The sequence below is a fragment of the Mycolicibacterium grossiae genome (assembly GCF_008329645.1).
GTDB lineage: Bacteria > Actinomycetota > Actinomycetes > Mycobacteriales > Mycobacteriaceae > Mycobacterium > Mycobacterium grossiae.
Window position 1 is genome coordinate 4,068,497 of the sequence record NZ_CP043474.1, and the last position, 16,502, is coordinate 4,084,998.

15 protein-coding genes are annotated in these 16,502 nt (G+C 68.9%); 9 read left to right on the top strand and 6 right to left on the bottom strand.

Features of this window, described 5'->3' with window-relative positions; genetic code table 11:
- The first annotated feature begins 96 nt into the window (after window positions 1-96).
- The 7 genes from FZ046_RS19560 (at window position 97) to FZ046_RS19590 (ending at window position 7,585) form a co-directional block, all read left to right on the top strand.
- Window positions 97-2,439 carry a preprotein translocase subunit SecA gene (locus FZ046_RS19560; protein ID WP_125939782.1) on the top strand — a complete coding sequence of 781 codons (2,343 nt, stop codon included), beginning with the start codon at window positions 97-99 and terminating at the stop codon, window positions 2,437-2,439.
- Between the two features lie 374 nt (window positions 2,440-2,813).
- Window positions 2,814-3,617 carry a bestrophin-like domain gene (locus tag FZ046_RS19565; RefSeq protein ID WP_070354565.1) on the top strand — a complete coding sequence of 268 codons (804 nt, stop codon included), beginning with the start codon at window positions 2,814-2,816 and terminating at the stop codon, window positions 3,615-3,617.
- Between the two features lie 126 nt (window positions 3,618-3,743).
- The gene (locus tag FZ046_RS19570; protein WP_083298385.1) at window positions 3,744-4,658 is read left to right on the top strand and encodes an SDR family oxidoreductase; all 915 of its coding nucleotides are present in this window, start codon (window positions 3,744-3,746) and stop codon (window positions 4,656-4,658) included.
- The gene (locus tag FZ046_RS19575) at window positions 4,655-5,620 is read left to right on the top strand and encodes a tripartite tricarboxylate transporter substrate binding protein (RefSeq protein WP_256277851.1); all 966 of its coding nucleotides are present in this window, start codon (window positions 4,655-4,657) and stop codon (window positions 5,618-5,620) included. Before FZ046_RS19570 ends, FZ046_RS19575 begins: the two co-directional genes overlap by 4 nt.
- On the top strand, window positions 5,617-6,537 hold the full coding sequence (locus tag FZ046_RS19580) for a DMT family transporter (protein ID WP_070354562.1): 921 nt from the start codon (window positions 5,617-5,619) through the stop codon (window positions 6,535-6,537). The genes FZ046_RS19575 and FZ046_RS19580 overlap by 4 nt, the downstream gene beginning before the upstream one ends.
- Window positions 6,534-7,313 (top strand): bestrophin-like domain, encoded by a 780-nt coding sequence (locus tag FZ046_RS19585; RefSeq protein WP_070354561.1) that lies wholly within the window; start codon window positions 6,534-6,536, stop codon window positions 7,311-7,313. The genes FZ046_RS19580 and FZ046_RS19585 overlap by 4 nt, the downstream gene beginning before the upstream one ends.
- Window positions 7,314-7,381: 68 nt before the next feature.
- The gene (locus tag FZ046_RS19590; RefSeq protein ID WP_070354560.1) at window positions 7,382-7,585 is read left to right on the top strand and encodes a three-helix bundle dimerization domain-containing protein; all 204 of its coding nucleotides are present in this window, start codon (window positions 7,382-7,384) and stop codon (window positions 7,583-7,585) included.
- A 1-nt stretch (window position 7,586) separates the two neighbouring features.
- Here FZ046_RS19590 and FZ046_RS19595 read toward each other — a convergent pair whose 3' ends face one another.
- The 6 genes from FZ046_RS19595 to FZ046_RS19620 all read right to left on the bottom strand — a co-directional run bounded on the left by FZ046_RS19595 (window position 7,587) and on the right by FZ046_RS19620 (window position 12,627).
- Window positions 7,587-8,300: a GAF and ANTAR domain-containing protein gene (locus tag FZ046_RS19595; protein ID WP_070354559.1), complete on the bottom strand. Its 714-nt coding sequence runs from the start codon at window positions 8,298-8,300 to the stop codon at window positions 7,587-7,589.
- 149 nt (window positions 8,301-8,449) lie between these two features.
- Window positions 8,450-9,109, bottom strand: coding sequence for an enoyl-CoA hydratase-related protein (locus FZ046_RS19600; RefSeq protein ID WP_070354558.1), 660 nt, complete (start codon window positions 9,107-9,109; stop codon window positions 8,450-8,452).
- A 27-nt stretch (window positions 9,110-9,136) separates the two neighbouring features.
- Window positions 9,137-9,739, bottom strand: coding sequence for a TetR/AcrR family transcriptional regulator (locus FZ046_RS19605; RefSeq protein ID WP_070354557.1), 603 nt, complete (start codon window positions 9,737-9,739; stop codon window positions 9,137-9,139).
- 206 nt (window positions 9,740-9,945) lie between these two features.
- Window positions 9,946-10,845, bottom strand: a complete 900-nt coding sequence (locus FZ046_RS19610) for a hypothetical protein (protein ID WP_070354556.1) — start codon at window positions 10,843-10,845, stop codon at window positions 9,946-9,948.
- A 52-nt stretch (window positions 10,846-10,897) separates the two neighbouring features.
- A complete protein-coding gene (locus tag FZ046_RS19615) occupies window positions 10,898-11,830 on the bottom strand; it encodes a helix-turn-helix transcriptional regulator (RefSeq protein WP_070354590.1) in 933 nt (310 codons plus the stop codon).
- Between the two features lie 113 nt (window positions 11,831-11,943).
- Window positions 11,944-12,627: a VldE C-terminal domain-containing protein gene (locus FZ046_RS19620; RefSeq protein ID WP_070354589.1), complete on the bottom strand. Its 684-nt coding sequence runs from the start codon at window positions 12,625-12,627 to the stop codon at window positions 11,944-11,946.
- A gap of 133 nt (window positions 12,628-12,760) precedes the next feature.
- Here FZ046_RS19620 and FZ046_RS19625 point away from each other — a divergent pair, with 133 nt between their 5' ends.
- Both FZ046_RS19625 and FZ046_RS19630 read left to right on the top strand, forming a co-directional pair.
- On the top strand, window positions 12,761-14,092 hold the full coding sequence (locus tag FZ046_RS19625) for an acyltransferase family protein (RefSeq protein WP_070354555.1): 1,332 nt from the start codon (window positions 12,761-12,763) through the stop codon (window positions 14,090-14,092).
- A 9-nt stretch (window positions 14,093-14,101) separates the two neighbouring features.
- A complete protein-coding gene (locus FZ046_RS19630) occupies window positions 14,102-16,489 on the top strand; it encodes a Tex family protein (protein ID WP_149484298.1) in 2,388 nt (795 codons plus the stop codon).
- Window positions 16,490-16,502 lie beyond the last annotated feature (13 nt).

Consider the following 16,502-nt stretch of genomic DNA (forward strand, 5'->3'; position numbering starts at 1 on the left):
GTGCCTTCTAGAACCAAGCGCCGCGAAGTACGTCGAAAACGTCGCGGCAAGAGAGAGAAAGCTCCCGCACCGATTGACCGCCATACGGCGGTAATCATGCAAACAATCGGTGGGGCGGCGGCTCTGCTTGAACAAGCTCCGGACGGTGACGCGATGCTGCCGTGGTGCGAAGACGAATTGGCGAAGACGGTAACTTCTCTCTCATCCAGCTTGGGCCGCTACGGTAGATTTGCCGTCTGCGAGGTGGCTCGGATGAATTTTCTGCCTTGGAGCTTTATGCAAGGTGCGAACTTCATGGATACAGAGGGCGGTCCTGCACGCGTCGAGCTACTCAGCTTGCTAGCGGCAGCCGCCGATGCATCACGCGACCCGGACGCATCGGATATCTGGCAGCAGCTAGAAGTATGGAAGACGGAAGTCGATAGGATAATCCAGCTGTCGGCAATAATCCATCTGTTGCGAGCGACCGTAGGCGGGACCTTGGATTCGATGGTAAAGATTCAGGCAAGTGCGCGGGCGAGCGAAGTGCAAGTACGAAATCTGTCCTATCCGGATATGGTCAAGTCAACCCTAGACGAGCTGTTTGATCCGCCCGGTATTAAGAACGCACTAAATAATTTGATTGGTTTTGACCTTCACACTGCAATTAATGTTCTCGAAGCATGTGATGACATCCAGTCTGCCAAAATGTCGGACCGAATGAATGCCATGATGATGCGGATTCAAGAAGCGCGGGCCAATCAAGCAAATCTCAGCGCTGAAGAATTGCAAGAATTAGGTAGTCGAATCTACAAAGATACGTGGGATCCCGGCGATTCTGAAGTATCGGTTACTCCCGAAGAAGTCGCTGCGAAATTAGGCATTAGCGAAGAGACGGTTAACTTGGTCTTCAGGGAGTTTGCGCTCGATCCCAATCTCGGATCGCCGACATCTGTTGTTGAGAACTTTACGACAGGCGACAACGCGCTTCGGACTCATCCTTTGATGTCCGATGCCAGCGGCGTTCGCTTCATGTTGGTGCACCCGTCGCTCATACTTCCGTCGATTCGAGAGAACTTCGAGCAGAGGTTGAAGGCGTCGCCGTACTGGGACGAGTATCAGGCTCATCGCGGCAAGTACCTCGAAGCCGAGACCGAACGGTGCCTGTCACCCGTACTTCCCGGCGCTCGAACTCTGTCCGGCTTCGAATATTTCGTTCCAGTCGATGAAACAGAGGAGAGGGGCGACCCCGCCGGGTATACGAAATTAGTTGAAGGCGACCTTCTATTTCTCTTAGACGATGTCGCTGTCATTGTGGAAGCTAAAGCGGTCGCAGTTGCACCTGCCGCTCGCGCTGGTCATACTCGTCGACTGCGAAACGACATCACACGAATCATTACCAAGGCAGCGGAACAAGCAGACCGACTCAAAGACAGGATTGAGAAGGACGGCGGCTTCCGCCTCCGGGATGGCAATTGGGTAGACGCCAACGCCGTGCGAGAAATCCACACTATCGCGGTAAGCCTTGAGGACTTGTCCGGTGTAAGCACAGCCACTGCAGACCTCGTTGAGGCGGCCCTGATCAATAAAGACAGTATTCCCTGGACCGTCTCCCTCAACGACCTTAGGTTGGTGACAGAGTTGGTCGACGATTCTGCTGTTGCAATGTTCCTGCTATACCTCAGGCGTCGTCGTCACCCTGAGGTAACCACAATGTACGCTGCCGCTGACGAACTAGATTTCTTTCTTTACTTCTTTGAAAGCGGTTTATACGTACAGCCGGATCCAAATTTGATGATGAACGATCTAGAGCACATGAAGGAGGTGCGTGTAAGGGATCGCAGACGACGAGAAGAACAGTTGCGAGCCCGAAGGTTTATTTCTAGCCACACAGATGCCCTAGACGCATGGCACTGGTATCAGATCGGGCTTTCAGATACGCCGGCCGACAAGCCAGCCCTCAAGGGCTCCCCAACGCTCCCGCTAGTTCGACAATTACAGCAGCGGAGAGACTTCGGGTGGTGCAGCATCGGCGCTACCTTCTTGTCTGGGGCGACCGGAACGCAGGAGGCGTTCATGGCCACGCCAAGGCAGCTGATCAAACGGGCAAAAGCGGATGGTAGAGGACATCACGTCGCCCGCCCGGTCGGTACTAGCAGAAAAGATGCCTGGCTGTTGGTGTGGGCTGTTGAAGATACCTCAGCTGACCTCCCCGAAGCGACACAGCTCCTCCGAGATTACGCGAAGGCCAAGAAGTATCAGCTTCGTATGCCGCGTGCAGCAGTGCTGATCTTCGACGTTAAATCTGGGGACCTGAAAACCGTAATGCACGAGGGTAGTCCGCTGATCGCCGATGGGCGGCTGAAGGCGCTGGTAGAGAAGCTGCAGCCAGCCGACAAGTGGGAAAAGTCGATACCTTCGCTGCCTAAGCGGAAAGGCACCGGTATAAGGGGCGCCTAATGCAGACCGAGACTCCAGCCATTATCACCTAATCACCCTATAGAGCACTTGCTGACTTCGCGTTCCCACTGCCGGCTGTCGGACCGAATGCCCGTTCGCCGATGGCCCAGCAGTGTCCCAAGATGGGCACGGACGCGGTGGACGCGGTGTGATGCGGTGAACGAGAATGGGTCGCTGAACTGGACCTGTTGCACGCGGTAGAACACTTGTTCACATTGTCCGACTCACTGGGGGTCAAGTGGTCGCAGGTTCAAATCCTGTCAGCCCGACATCCGAGGCGGTTCCGGAGCGATCCGGGGCCGCCTCGTTCGCGTACCGGGTCGTTCCCCGAAACGCCGCGCGGCCGCGTCGGTTCCGACTTAGAGTCTCGCATCGTGCTCGTCTGGCTGACGCCCCTCATCGTCCTCGCCGTCGTCGCGACGGCGGTCACCGCGAAGCTCCTCGTCCGCCGGCGCGCACCCGAAGGCGGCTTCTTCACCGACTTGACGCGCAGTGCCGGATCGCTGTCGGTGATCGGCACGATGTTCGCGGTCATGCTCGCGTTCGTCATCCTCTTCGCGCTGCAGAGCTTCGCCCGCGCACGGGAGGGCGCCAGCATCGAGGCTGTCGCCCTCACCGAGCAGAACTCGGTCGCGAGGATCCTGCCGGCCGCCGCAGGTGGCCGCCTACGCGGTGACCTCGTGTGTTACGGGCGGGCAGTCGTCCACGACGAGTGGCCCGCGATGCGCGACGACCGAACCAGCGAGCTGACCGAAGCGTGGGTTGACCGACTGCACGCTGACTTCGCCGCCGCGGCACCGGGTGATGCCCGCCAGGAAGCGGCATTCGCGCAGTGGTTCGACCAGGAGGCGCAGCGTCGCGACGGCCGGCGTGCCCGGCTCGCCGAGGCGGCGCCCACCCTTCCCGCGCCGCTGTGGTTCGCGCTCGGCATCGGCGCCGTGCTGACCCTGACGTACATGGTCGTGCAGGCCGATCCGCGCGAGAGCCGCCGCATCCAGGCGCTGCCGATCGCGTGCGTCTCGGCGCTCGTCACCGCCGGCCTCCTGGTGGTCTTCTTCCTCGACCGGCCGTACGCGGGGGAGCACGGCAGCATCAGCCCGGCCGAGATGACGCGCACGCTCGCGCGAATCGACATCGGCGTGCAGGCACCGTGCGACGAGCGCGGCAACCCGCTGTGACGACGTCGCGGCGGGTCCCGCTGCCGTAGTCCGGTGGTTGACGCCGGCGAAAATGCAGTAGTCGATCCACCACGCCGCGGCGACGCGACCTCCACAATGAGCGGGCACGCGCGACCGAGGGGTGACATGGGTTCCACGCGACAAGGCGAACGCTCCCTCGCGTCCGCGCGCGACGACCTCCGCAGGGCGCTACGCATGGCGGGGATGCGGCCCATGCCGCGCTGGCCGTCCCGGTCGCGTGTCGACCTGCGAGGCAAGCGCATCCTGCTGACCGGTGCGTCCTCGGGCATCGGCGAGGCCGCCGCCCGGAAGTTGGCCGCCGAGGGCGCCACGATCATCGCCGTCGCACGCCGCAAGGACCGCCTGACCGCCGTCGTCGACGACATCGTCGCCGCCGGAGGTGCGGCCATCGCCCTGCCCGCCGACCTGGCCGACCTCGACCAGGTCGACGGCGTCGTCCGCGAGGCCGGGCCCGTCGACGTGCTGATCAACAATGCGGCCCGCTCGATCCGCCGGCCGCTGATCGACTCGCTGGAGCGTTGGCACGACGTCGAACGCGTGATGGCACTCAACTACTACGCGCCGCTCCGACTGATCCGCGGTGTGGCCTCCGGCATGATCGACCGCGGCGACGGGCACGTCATCAACGTCGCCACGTGGCGGGTACTGCCCGAATCATCGCCGATGTTCGCCGCCTACAACGCCTCCAAGGCCGCCCTCAGTGCGGTCAGCCGCGTCATTGACACCGAATGGGGACCGTTCGGCGTGCAGTCCACGACGGTGTACTACCCCTTGGTCGCGACTCCGATGATCGCACCGACCCGCGCCTACGACGGGGTCGCCGCGCTGTCGGCCGACGAGGCCGCCGACTGGCTGGTGACCGCCGCCACCACCCGGCCCGTCCGCATCGCCCCGCGCAAGGCGCTCGCCCTGCGCGCCCTCGACGTGGTCGCGCCACGCATGCTCAACGACGTCCTCCGGCGTGAGACCGACCGGATGAACGCGAGAACGCCGCTTCGACGAGAGAACTCATGCCCGTGAGCATTCGAACCAGCCTTGCCATCCTGCTCGCCGCGGCCTTGGTCGCTGCGGGGGCGGGCACCATCGGCGTCGCGGCTGCCGCGCCATACCCCACGGGCCCAGTGACCATGACGGCGGGCGCGAACCCCGGGAGCGGGTTCGACCTGACGATCCGCTCCGTGGTCGACGCGCTACGGGAGGACCGCATCGTCGACGTGCCTTTGCCGATTCAGAACCGGCCCGGGGGCAGCGGCGCGGACTTCCTCGCCACGATGGTCCGGGATCACGACGGCGCCGACGACCAGATCTCGGTGACCTCCCTGGCCATGATGATCAATCAGGTCAGTGGCACGTCCCCGTACGGCTATGCCGACGTCACCATGATCGCGCGGCTGCTGACCGAGTACTTCGTCGTGGTGACCCGTCCGGACTCCCGCTACCAGAATCTGGGTGACGTCCTGGCGGCCGTCGCGGCGGACCCGGCCGGTGTGCGGGTCGGCGCGGCCCACGACGACGAGGCGCCCTTCGACCTGCTGGTGGCGGCCGCGGGAGGAGATCCGGCGTCGACCCGCTACGTGACCCACGAGGGCGGCGGCGATCAGAGCGACGCACTGGCCGCCGACGCGGTCGACGTCGCCATCGGCGGGGTCAGCGAGTTCGTCGACCGGATCACCTCCGGGGACCTGCGGGCGCTCGGCGTGCTGGCCGAGAACCGCCTCCCCGGCCTCGACGTTCCCACGGCACGCGAGCAGGGCTTCGACGTGACGCTCTCGAACTGGCGTGGGCTCTACGGACCACCGCACATGCCGCGCTACGCCGTCGAGTACTGGCAGCGGGCGCTGGCCACGATGGTGGACTCGCCGGCATGGCAGCGGATCGCCGAGCGCCGTCGCGTCACCACCACGTTCATGGTCGGCGATGACCTCCAGGCCTTCCTCGCCAGGACGCAGACCGACGTCCAGGCTGCGCTGCAGTCGACGTGACCGCACCCGCCGCCGTGGGCCACCGTCCGGAGAACCTCGCCCTGGCCGCACTGCTGAGCACCGCCGCGTTCTTCGGCGTGGCGCTGGTCGGAGCGCTGGCCAAGGCGTCCGGCCAGTACGCCTCGACGGGCGTGATCCTGTTGGCGCAGAACGTGGTTGGACTGCTCTGCGTGCTGCCGGTGGCCGTGCGCGGCGGCCGGGCCTTCGTCCGCACTGACCGGATCTTGCTGCACCTGCTGCGGGCCGCCACCGGAACCGCCTGCTGGTACGCGCTGTTCTTCGCCATCACCCGCATCCCGCTGGCCACCGCCACCCTGCTGACGTACAGCGCGCCGCTGTGGATGCCGCTGATCGCCTGGGCGGTCTCACGGCAGCGCGTGGCCGGAGCGACCTGGCTGGGGGCGAGCCTCGGCTTTCTCGGCGTGGTGCTGGTGCTGCGCCCTACCGCCGGCGGTCTGGGCGTCGGCGAGCTGGCGGCGTTCGCCGGAGCGCTGCTGCTGGCGACGGCGATGATGACGGTGCGGTGGTTGGGCGCCACCGAGCCGATGGCCCGGGTGCTGTTCTACTACTTCGTCCTCTCGACGCTCCTCGCCGTGCCATTCGCCGTCGTTCAGTGGCGTCCGGTACCGGCCGCCGGCTGGGCGTGGTTGGTGGCCATCGGTGTGGCGCAGGTGTCGTCGCAGGCGCTGATCGTGCTGGCCTACCGCCATGCGCCGGCGGAGAAGGTGGGACCCGTCATCTATTCGGTCATCGTCTTCACCGCGCTCATCGATTGGGTGGTGTGGCGGCATCCGCCGACGCTGGTCACCTACGTCGGCATGGCGCTCGTGATCGGTGGCGGGCTGGTCGCCGTGCGCGCCCGGCCCCGATCGGACGAGCGCGGTGCCCTGCATCCCGACGAAGGGTCGCCGCGATGAGCCGATGGCTGGTGACGACGGTGCCCGCGGGCCTGCTGCTGCTCGGGCTGGGTCTCCTCATCGCGGGCGGCGCGGTCCTGGCCCAGCGTTACGTCCGACGCCGCTTCCCGGCGCTGCTGCAGGGCGAGCACAACGACGTCACCAAGTTCGCCTACGGATTCATCGGCTTCGTCTACGCCTTCTTCGTCGGCTTCGTGGTGTCCAGCATGTGGGGCCAGATCAACACCGCCGACGGCAACGCCCGCGCCGAGGGGGCGGCCGCGGTGCAGCTGGCGCGTGACGTCGCGGCGTTCGACGCGGCTGATCAGGTGCGCATCCGGCAGGCGTTGCTCCGCTACGAGCAGGCCGCCATCGCCGAGTGGGACACGGCCGACACGACGGAATCGCGGGACGCCGACACCGCCCTGGACGAGCTCTACGCCGCGTACCGGCAGGTGCGAGCGACGTCCGACGTGCAGAAGGCCGCCCTGGCGACGTCGACGTCCAACCTGAACGAGGCGAGTCAGGCGCGGACGGTCCGGCTGCTGACGGCGCGGGCGGACACCGGTCCGCCGTGGCCGCTGTGGGTGGTCCTCGGCGTCACCAGCGCCATGGTGCTCGGCACCGTCGTCGTCTACGGGGTGGAGCGCTCGGGGTACCACTATCCGATGGTGGCGGTCGTCGGCGTCATCGTCGCGGCCAACCTCTTCCTCATCCTGGAGTTGTCGCACCCGTACGTCGGCGCCATCTCCACGTCGTCGGATCCGTTGCAGCAGGTCGTCCGAACGCTGCGCTGACGGCAGTGTGATTGAAACGATTCAACAGTTCGTTGACCGGCGAGTGAACGCGGTGCGAACATCGACGCATGGCACAGCACAGCGCCGAGGACGTCTTGATCAAGCAGGTGGTCGACCGGTTGAGCGCCACCTTCCCGCAGGTTCCGTCGGACACCGTCACGTCCGTGGTGGCGCAGCAGCATTCGCGCTTCGAGGGTCGGCCCCTGCGGGATTTCGTCCCGCTGTTCGTGGAACGCGGATCGCGCAGCGAACTCGCGAAGCTCGCCCCCTAGTTCACCGTCGACGCGCCACCAGGCGTTCGGCGATCTCGGCAATCGACGTTCCGGCGTCGGAGGACATCCGCCGCAGCAACTCGAACGCCGCGACCGCGTCGACGTCGAAGCGCTCCATCAGCACGCCCTTGGCCTGTCCGATGACGTCGCGACTGGCCAGCGCGCTGCGGAAGCGCTGCTCCCGGTGCAGCAGGTTCCAGGCCATGCTGGCATGCGCGGCGAACATCAAGCCCAGCTCGACCGACTCGTCGTCGAATGCCCCAGCGTGCTCGGCGTAGAAGTTGAGCGCCGCCAGGCCGTCGCCCGCGGCGTGCAACCGGAACGACATCACCGCCCGCACCGGAGTGCGGGCCAGCGCGCGCTCGCGGTAGGCGGGCCAGCGGTCCTCGACCGACAGGTCGTCGACGACGATCGTGTGCTGCTGCCATGCCGCCGACAGGCACGGGCCCTCGAGCACCTCGGCCTGCACGTCGTCGAGGACGCGCGGTACCCGGTCGGTGGCGCCCAGCGACCGGACCCGGCGGACGTCGTCGACGACCGTCACCCCGGCGTACCGGGCGCCCGGGACCGACGCCATCGAGATCTCGTTGATGCGCGTCAAGGCGCCTTCGACGTCGGTTCTCCCGCGGCGCTGCAGCTCGTCCACCTCGTGGAGCAGCGTGTACACCGTGTGCCGCTGCTCGGACTTCCGGTTGCGGCGGATCCTCGCCGGCATGGTGACCTCCCGCGAGCCGAGGCCTGCATGTCCCCGACGGCTTCCAGGATCCCCGCAACGGCGCGGCGCATCCAGCGAAGCGGCGAAAGCCGCTCGATCCGTCCGAAACGCCCCGCGATCGGCCCGGGGATGCTGTGCTGCCGGCTCCGTCAGGTGCCGTCGGTGCGCAGCGCGTCGAGGACACCGGCGTACATCGTGGATTTGATCGCGCTCAGCGTGCCCTTGTCCTTGCCGATGATCGGCGTCAACCGCGCGATCGAGGCCTCGACGAGGCCGTCCTCGGCGGCGGTGTCGTCGACCAGCCCCGCCCCGTGCGCCTCGGCGCCGCCGTAGCGGTGCCCCGTCGTCATCGCCATCACGGCGGTCTGGGGCGTCGACTTCGCCTGGATGAGGGCGGCCATGCCGGGCGTGAACGGGATGCGGATGTCGATCTCGGGGAAGCAGAAGTAGCCACGGTCGGCACGCATCACACGGAAGTCGTGCGCGATGGCCAGCATCGAGCCGGCGCCGAAGGCGTGACCGTTGACCGCCGCGACCGTCGGCAGCGGGAACGTCAGAATCCGCGCGAACAGCGCCTGCACGCGTCCGACGTACCACTGCATGCGGTCGCCGTGGGCCATCAGCCAGTCGAGGTCGAGGCCGTTGGAGTAGAACTTGCCGAGCCCGGTCGTCACCAGGCCCAGCGCTCGGTCCTCCACCTCGGCCAGGTGGCCGTCGATCGCGTCGAGCCACTCCGGGGAGAAGCGGTTCTCGTCGTCACCGAGCGTGAGCACGGCGATCTGGTCGCGGTAGTCGAGGCTGATCGTCATGGCGGGGTTCCTCTCGTCGGGGTGCGGTCAGGCGGGCGGGATGGTCAGGACGGCGCGGACGGCGGCGGCCAGGCGGTCGCGCGCCGCCGGGTCCGTCGGGTCGGCACGCAGTAGCAGCGCGGTGGGCAGCTCGACGACGCACGTGCGGACGAGCGCCACCGCGCGGGCGTCCCCGCGGTCCCACAGGGCGCGCGCCAGTCGGATGAAGAGGTCGACGAGCGCGTCGTCGAGTCGCCGCAACGCGCCGGCGACGTCGTCGGGAAGGTCACCGGTGCGCAGTAGCTCGTCGCGCGACACGGTGAGCAGGAAGCGTGCCGACGTCGCGTCGTGGTCGAGGAATGTCGCCGGGCACAGCGCGGCCGCGACGACGGCATCCGTCGCGGGGGAACCGGCGGCGAGCACCTGGTCGACGGCATCGCGTTGCAGGGCGAGGAACTCCTCGGCGGCGCGCAGCCATGCCCGGCCGAGCAGCCCGCCGCGCGATCCGAACGCGTGGTACAGCGCGCCGTTGGACATGGTCGTCGAGTCGGACAGCGCACGGATCGTCACTGCGGCGATGCCCTCCTCGACGGCCAGCCGCTCGGCGACGTCGAGGACGTGGCCGAGGTCGTGGACGCGCGGGCGGGGCACCAGGGCAGAGTAACAGAGCGAGCGCTCTGTTATGCGGGACGGGGATTGCCTTCGCGAGATCGACGCCAGGGCTGCGATCTGGTGCCGCGGCACGACCCTCGTGTCGATCTCGCGAAGAATCATTGAGATTGCGTCCACGGCTGTGGATGGCGCCGGATCGCGACCCTCGGCGCGATCTCGACGGCACGGCCGCGCGATGCCAGGGCTCAGCCGAAGGTCTCGGTGCCCTCCGGGCTGACGACGAAGCCCTGCACGCGACCGTCGAGCGTGCCGTAGCAGGCGACGCCGCCGGTGATGGCCATGCACGTCGCGCCGGTGCCGTGCACCCGGTAACCGACCGGCAGCTGCCGGATCACGCCCGGGTAGGCGGGGGTGCTGAACTTGGGCTGGTCGGTGCGGCGGATGCCGGTGGCCCCGGGCAGGTCGGTGAACACCTCGTTCTCACCACCGGTGACGCGGGGCAGCGGGCCGTCGCAGCCGATCGAGCCGCCGCTGAACACGGCGATCGAACACGTCAGCCCACCCTCGACGGTGAACACCGGGAACAGGTTCTTCGCGCCCGAGCCGACGAGGTAGGTGTCGTCGCCGACCACGAAGTCGTTCGGATCGGGGAAGCCCTGCGGCAGGCCGTCGGTGGCGGGACCGACGCCGGTGCGGCTCGGCGAGACCACGAACCACTGCGTGGCGGGCGTGCCCTTGGTGCAGGCCGTGCGCGCGCCCGGGCCGACCGCGCACTCGATGTCGCCCAGCGAGAGCTTCTGCCCGTCGTGCAGCACGGGTGCGGCACCGCCGGTCGGCTTGACGAAACGCGGTGTGGACGTCGCGCGCAACCCGCGGACCTGGACGTCGTCGGACAGCACGATCTGGTTGGCGCCGATCAGCGCGGCAGGCAGCTTTCCGTCGCACCCGGCGACGCCGCGGCTGGGCTGGATGGCGCACAGCAGGCCGTCGGGCGTCTGGAAGTAGGCCTCGTCACCCGACGCGTACGGATAGGCCGACACCTCGGTGTAGCCGCTGAGATCCGGCATGGGTGTCTGGGCGTGCGCCGCGGGGGAGAGGCCGATCGCGGCGGTCACCGCCGCGAGGAGGATCAGTACGAAACGCATCGCATGCAAGGTAGCTCGTGGCGACCTGCGAACCCCATTCGAGAGAACCTGCTCACGCCCGCAGCGTCTCCTGCGGGTAGGCGCCGAACTGCTGGCGGTAGCGCGACGCGAAGCGCCCAGTGTGAGCGAACCCCCACTTGACCGCCACCTGCGTCACGGTGACGAGGTTGGGGTCGGCATCGAGCAGATCCCGGTGGGCGCGCTGCAGCCGGACCTGCCGGGTGTACTCCATCGGCGTGCAATCGAGGTAGCGCCGGAACATGTACTGCACGCCGCGCGGCGTCAGGTACACGTGCTGGGCGAGGTCGGAGATCGTGATGTCGTTGTGCGCGTTCTCCTCGACGTACGCGATGGCCCGCCGCAGCGTCGTCGGCGTCGCGTCGTGGCGGTCGGCGGCCGTGGCCTCGGCTTGGGCATTGGTGGGGAACGTGTCGAGCACGATGCTCGCCAGGTGCGACGTCGCCGTCGAGGCGACGAGCGTCGAGGCATGGGCGCGCGGCGTGCCGGCGACCGTGGTCCGCAGGTAGTCCAGGAAGGCGCTCAGTCGCTGCCCGGCTTCCGGCGTCACGGGCCGGTGGCCCAGTAGACGCACCGGCGTGGACCCGCCCTCGGCGCTGGCAACCCGATCCAATTCCCGGGTGTCGAGCATCGCGAGGTCGTAGGTCGCCGCGCACACCCTCCCCGAGTAGGGCAGACCAGGCGGCGCGACGAGCGTGACGTCGCCCGGACCGTAGACGTCGTCGACGCCGTTGAAGCTGGACGCGATGCTGCCCGAGCGCACGCGGCACAGCGTCACCTTCTCGAGCGGATTGGCGTCGTAGCCCATGTCATAGGTGAGGCTGAGCTGGTCGACGGCGATCGACCCCAGCCAGCGACGCTCGATGCGCGTGCGGGGGGACTCGCCCTCGCCGCCGATCTGCATCTTCGTGTAGGCCTTGACGAGGAAGTCCTCGGTGGCCCCGATGTCCGTGCTGTCGAACGACATGTCCTGCACGACGTACCTCCATGGCGCAGCAATCACTCCGGCCGAGGCCCGGACTGCTTCACCCCGTGGATACGACCTTACGTCAACACCCCGACCGCTACCGCGCCCGCGGGTCAGCCGAAGTAGACCTCGCCACCCGTCGGGTAGCCGCCACCCTCGGTGGCGATGTGCACGTGCGTGTAGTGGTCGGCATCGGCCGAGCCGTAGTGCCCCATCACGTGCGGCGAGCCGCTGCGCGACCAGATGACCTGCCGCCAGATGACGTGGTCGAGAGCGAAGCGGTCCTTGTTGGCCAGCGTGTAGGCCACCACCTCGTTGCCCAGCGCGCGGCCCGCGGCGGTGTTCCAGTTCGGGATCATCACGTCGATGGCGAGCCCGCTGGGATGCCACTTCAGGTGGTCCGCGCGGACGCCACCGATCGCCTGGACCTCCGGGAAGACCGCGCTGATGGCTCGGGCGGCCAGGATGGTCTTGATCTGCAGGCCGGTCTCGGGAGCGACGCCGGGCGGCAACGTGCGGCGCCCGCTGCGGCTGGCCGAGCCGGCGCTGAGCACCACCGACTCGCCGGGTGGCGGACTGTAGAGAAACCGCACCGACGCCCCGGCCCCACCGCCGTCGGCGGCGACCACCTCCGCGCAGCAGTCCTGGGCGACGCGTGCGGCGGTGGCCGTGGAGGGGACCGGAGCGGCGGCGGTCGCCCCGGAGGCGAGGAAGGCGACGGCGGGGACGACGACGGCAGCCACGGCGACCGACCAGCGGCGGCGGCGCCGGGGCTTGGCTAACGAGTGCCGTCCCACGCCCTGCACGATAACAGCTTGGTAACGGTGCCACGGCAACGATGGGAGCGGCTCGGGAAGGCATCTCCGACCGGCCGGCCGACGCGTAGTCCTACTCGTGGTTCGGCGCGCCCGCACGCGGCATGCTGAGGTCATGTCGCTCACCACGCCCGCCCCGGGGCCCGATCCCGCCGCCGCGAGCGCCCCGCCGGACCGCGATCGCGCCGTCGACGTCGCACGGATCGCGGCGCTGCTCGTCGTCATGTTCGGGCACTGCGCACTGCTGCTCGCGACCATCGACCGGACCGGCCTGCGGATCGGCAACATCCTCGGCGAACTCCCGGCACTGGCCCCGATCACCTGGGTGGTGCAGGTCATGCCGTTGTTCTTCCTCGCCGGCGGCGCGGCGGGCGCATACGGCTGGCACGCCGACCGGCGCTGGGGGACGTGGCTGTTCACCCGCGCGCAGCGGCTGTGCCGCCCCGCCTTCTGGTACCTCGCCGCATGGTCGGTGGGCGTCGCGGTGGTCGGTCTCGTCCTGGGCGCCGACTCGGCCGCCGACATAGGCCGGGAAGCGGTGGCGTTGCTGTGGTTCCTCGGCGTCTACCTCGTCGCGCTGGCGTTCGTGCCGCTGCTGACCCGGCTGCGCTCGCTCGGCGCGGTGGTCGCCGTGCTGGTCGGACTCCTCGCCGTCACCGCCGCCCTCGACGCGCTGCGCCTCGCGGTGGACGATCCGCAGCTCGCCGTGGCGACGTTCCTCACGGTGTGGCTGATCCCGATGACCGTGGGCGTGGCCTACGCGCGCCGGTTGATCGGGGTGCGTGTCGCGCTGGGCGCGGCGGCGGCGGCCCTCGCCGCGCAGGTACTGCTCGCCGTCGTCGGGCCGTACCAGGTGTCGCTGGTCGTCACCGGCACCGACCTGATGTCGAACGTGTCACCGCCCACCCTGCTGCTCGGCCTGCACTGCACGTGGATGTCGATGGCGTTCGTCGCGGCGGCCGGACCGATCCGCCGGTGGGCGGCACGGCCACGTGTCTGGCGTGCCGTCGTCGTCGGCAACGGCGGCGCAATGACGCTCTACCTGTGGCACATCCCCGCGATCGCCGTGGCGACGTTCGCCCTGCACGCCGTGGGACTCGACGCCTACGACGTGACCGCCGCGGACTTCTGGCCGATGCTGGCGCTGCGCGCGCTGGTCTTCGCCGTCGTCATGGCGGTCCTGTTCCGGGTGCTCTCGCCCCTGGAGCACCGCCGGCTGCCGTGGTGGGACAGCGCGCCGCGGGCGACGGGCGTCTGGGCCGCCACGGCCGGTGCGCTGGTGTGCGTGGCCGGCGTGGCGCTGGTCCTGCTGGCCAAGAACGGGCTGACCGGCGTCGACGGCTGGACGACGCTGGCGTGCTTCGTGGCCTCCGCGGCGGCGGCCCGGGTGAGTGCCGGGATCGACGCCCGCGCGTCGCTGGCGGAGCCCGTCGGAGGGAGCCGGTAGGGTCTCGGCGTGACATCGAGCCCCACCGTGAAGTCCGTAAACGCCCGTCTCGCTGAGGAACTCGCCGTCGGCGAGGCGCAGGTCGCCGCTGCCGTGCGCCTGCTCGACGAGGGCTCCACCGTGCCGTTCATCGCGCGGTACCGCAAGGAGGTCACCGGCAGCCTCGACGACGGGCAGCTGCGCACGCTGTCCGAACGGCTGGGGTACCTGCGGGAACTCGACGAGCGCCGCGATGCGGTGCTGGCCTCGATCGCCGAGCAGGGCAAGCTGACCGACGAGCTGCGGGCCGCACTGCTGGCCGCCGACACGAAGTCGCGCGTCGAGGACATCTATCTGCCGTACAAGCAGAAGCGCCGCACCAAGGCGCAGATCGCGCGGGAGGCCGTCCTCGAGCCGCTGGCCGACCGCCTGCTGGCCGATCCGACGCTGGTGCCCGACGCCGTGGCCGGTGAGTTCCTGGGCGAGTCGGTGGCCGACGCGGCCGCCGCCCTCGACGGCGCCCGGCACATCCTCATCGAACGCGCGGCCGAGGACGCCGAGCTGGTCGGCGCGGTCCGGGCCAAGTTCTGGGCCGACGGAGCGGTGCGCGCCGCGCCGTTCTCCGACGAGGCGGCCGGCAGCGCTGCGGCGCAGAAGTTCCGGGACTACTTCGACTTCTCCGAACCCCTGGAGGCGATGCCGTCGCACCGCGTGCTGGCCGTGCTGCGCGGTGAGAAGGAGCAGGCGCTGACGTTGACCTTCGACGGCGGCGAGGACGAGGTCTATCAGGCCATGGTCGCGCAGTCGCTGGGCATCGACCTGTCCGCGCCCGGCGCCGCGACGCCGTGGCTGGCCACCACCGTCCGGTTCGCCTGGCGGGTGAAGCTGATGGTGTCCGCGGCCGTCGACGCCCGCATGCGGCTGCGGCAGCGCGCCGAGGAGGACGCCGTCGCGGTGTTCGCGCGCAACCTCTCCGACCTGCTGCTCGCCGCGCCGGCGGGGACCCGCACGACGCTGGGCCTGGACCCCGGCTTCCGCACCGGCGTCAAGGTGGCCGTCGTCGACGGCACCGGCAAGGTGCTCGACACGTGTGCCATCTACCCCCACCAGCCGCAGCGGCAGTGGGATCAGGCCAAGGCGACGCTGGCGGCGCTGATCGCGCGGCACGGCGTCGAACTCGTCGCCATCGGCAACGGCACCGCGTCGCGCGAAACCGACGCGCTGGCAACCGAACTCATCGGCGACATCCGCACCGCAGGCGGTCCGGCGCCGGTCAAGGCGATGGTCAGCGAGGCCGGCGCCTCGGTCTACTCGGCCAGCGAGTACGCCGCCCGCGAACTGCCGGGGATGGACGTCACGCTGCGCGGCGCGGTGTCGATCGCGCGGCGGCTGCAGGACCCGCTGGCCGAGCTGGTGAAGATCGAACCGAAGTCCATCGGCGTCGGGCAGTACCAGCACGACGTGACGCCGGGGATCCTCGCGAAGAGCCTCGACGCGGTGGTCGAGGACGCGGTGAACGCGGTCGGCGTCGACCTCAACACCGCCTCGGTGCCGCTGCTGGCGCGGGTGTCCGGCGTGACCGAGTCCCTGGCCCAGGCGATCGTCGCGCACCGCGAGAAGAGCGGCCGCTTCGCCAGCCGCGCCGCGCTGCTCGAGGTTCCGCGGCTGGGGCCCAAGGCGTTCGAGCAGTGCGCGGGCTTCCTGCGCATCAACGACGGCGACGATCCACTCGACGCGTCCGGCGTGCATCCCGAGTCGTATCCGGTGGTGCGGCGCATCCTCGACCGCGCCGGCGTCTCCTTGGCCGAGCTGATCGGCGACGAGCGGACGCTGCGCACCCTGCGACCGGCCGACTTCGCCGACGACCGCTTCGGCGTGCCGACCGTCACCGACATCCTGAGCGAACTGGAGAAGCCCGGACGCGACCCGCGCCCGGCGTTCACCACGGCGACGTTCGCCGCGGGCGTGGAGAAGGTCGCCGACCTGAAGCCCGGCATGATCCTCGAGGGCGTCGTCACCAACGTCGCGGCGTTCGGCGCCTTCGTCGACGTCGGCGTGCACCAGGACGGTCTGGTGCACGTGTCGGCGATGGCCGACCGCTTCGTGTCCGATCCGCACGAGGTGGTGAAGTCCGGTCAGGTGGTGCGCGTCAAGGTGATCGACGTCGACGTTGACCGGCAGCGCATCGGACTCAGCCTGCGGTTGAAGGACGATGCCGCACGCCCGGCCAAGCGCCCGGCCTCCGGTGGCGGCCCAGCACGGCGGGACCGCCCGCAGGGGTCGGGGGAGCGGCGGGGCCGCAGCGGCACCCCCGCCCGCGGCGGTTCGGCCCGCGACGGGGACGCCCGCCGCGCCGCCGCACCCGCGGCATCGGGATCGATGGCGCAGGCACTGCGGGACGCCGGCTTCGGGCGCTGAGCGGACGCGGGAG

Excerpts from the sequence above, each read along its gene's own strand:
- FZ046_RS19625 (WP_070354555.1), top strand. The coding sequence starts at position 12,761 with ATGTCGCTCACCACGCCCGCCCCGGGGCCCGATCCCGCCGCCGCGAGC.
- FZ046_RS19600 (WP_070354558.1), bottom strand. The coding sequence starts at position 9,109 with ATGACGATCAGCCTCGACTACCGCGACCAGATCGCCGTGCTCACGCTC.
- FZ046_RS19560 (WP_125939782.1), top strand. The coding sequence starts at position 97 with ATGCAAACAATCGGTGGGGCGGCGGCTCTGCTTGAACAAGCTCCGGAC.
- FZ046_RS19570 (WP_083298385.1), top strand. The coding sequence starts at position 3,744 with ATGGGTTCCACGCGACAAGGCGAACGCTCCCTCGCGTCCGCGCGCGAC.
- FZ046_RS19585 (WP_070354561.1), top strand. The coding sequence starts at position 6,534 with ATGAGCCGATGGCTGGTGACGACGGTGCCCGCGGGCCTGCTGCTGCTC.
- FZ046_RS19610 (WP_070354556.1), bottom strand. The coding sequence starts at position 10,845 with ATGCGTTTCGTACTGATCCTCCTCGCGGCGGTGACCGCCGCGATCGGC.
- FZ046_RS19590 (WP_070354560.1), top strand. The coding sequence starts at position 7,382 with ATGGCACAGCACAGCGCCGAGGACGTCTTGATCAAGCAGGTGGTCGAC.
- FZ046_RS19615 (WP_070354590.1), bottom strand. The coding sequence starts at position 11,830 with ATGTCGTTCGACAGCACGGACATCGGGGCCACCGAGGACTTCCTCGTC.
- FZ046_RS19595 (WP_070354559.1), bottom strand. The coding sequence starts at position 8,300 with ATGCCGGCGAGGATCCGCCGCAACCGGAAGTCCGAGCAGCGGCACACG.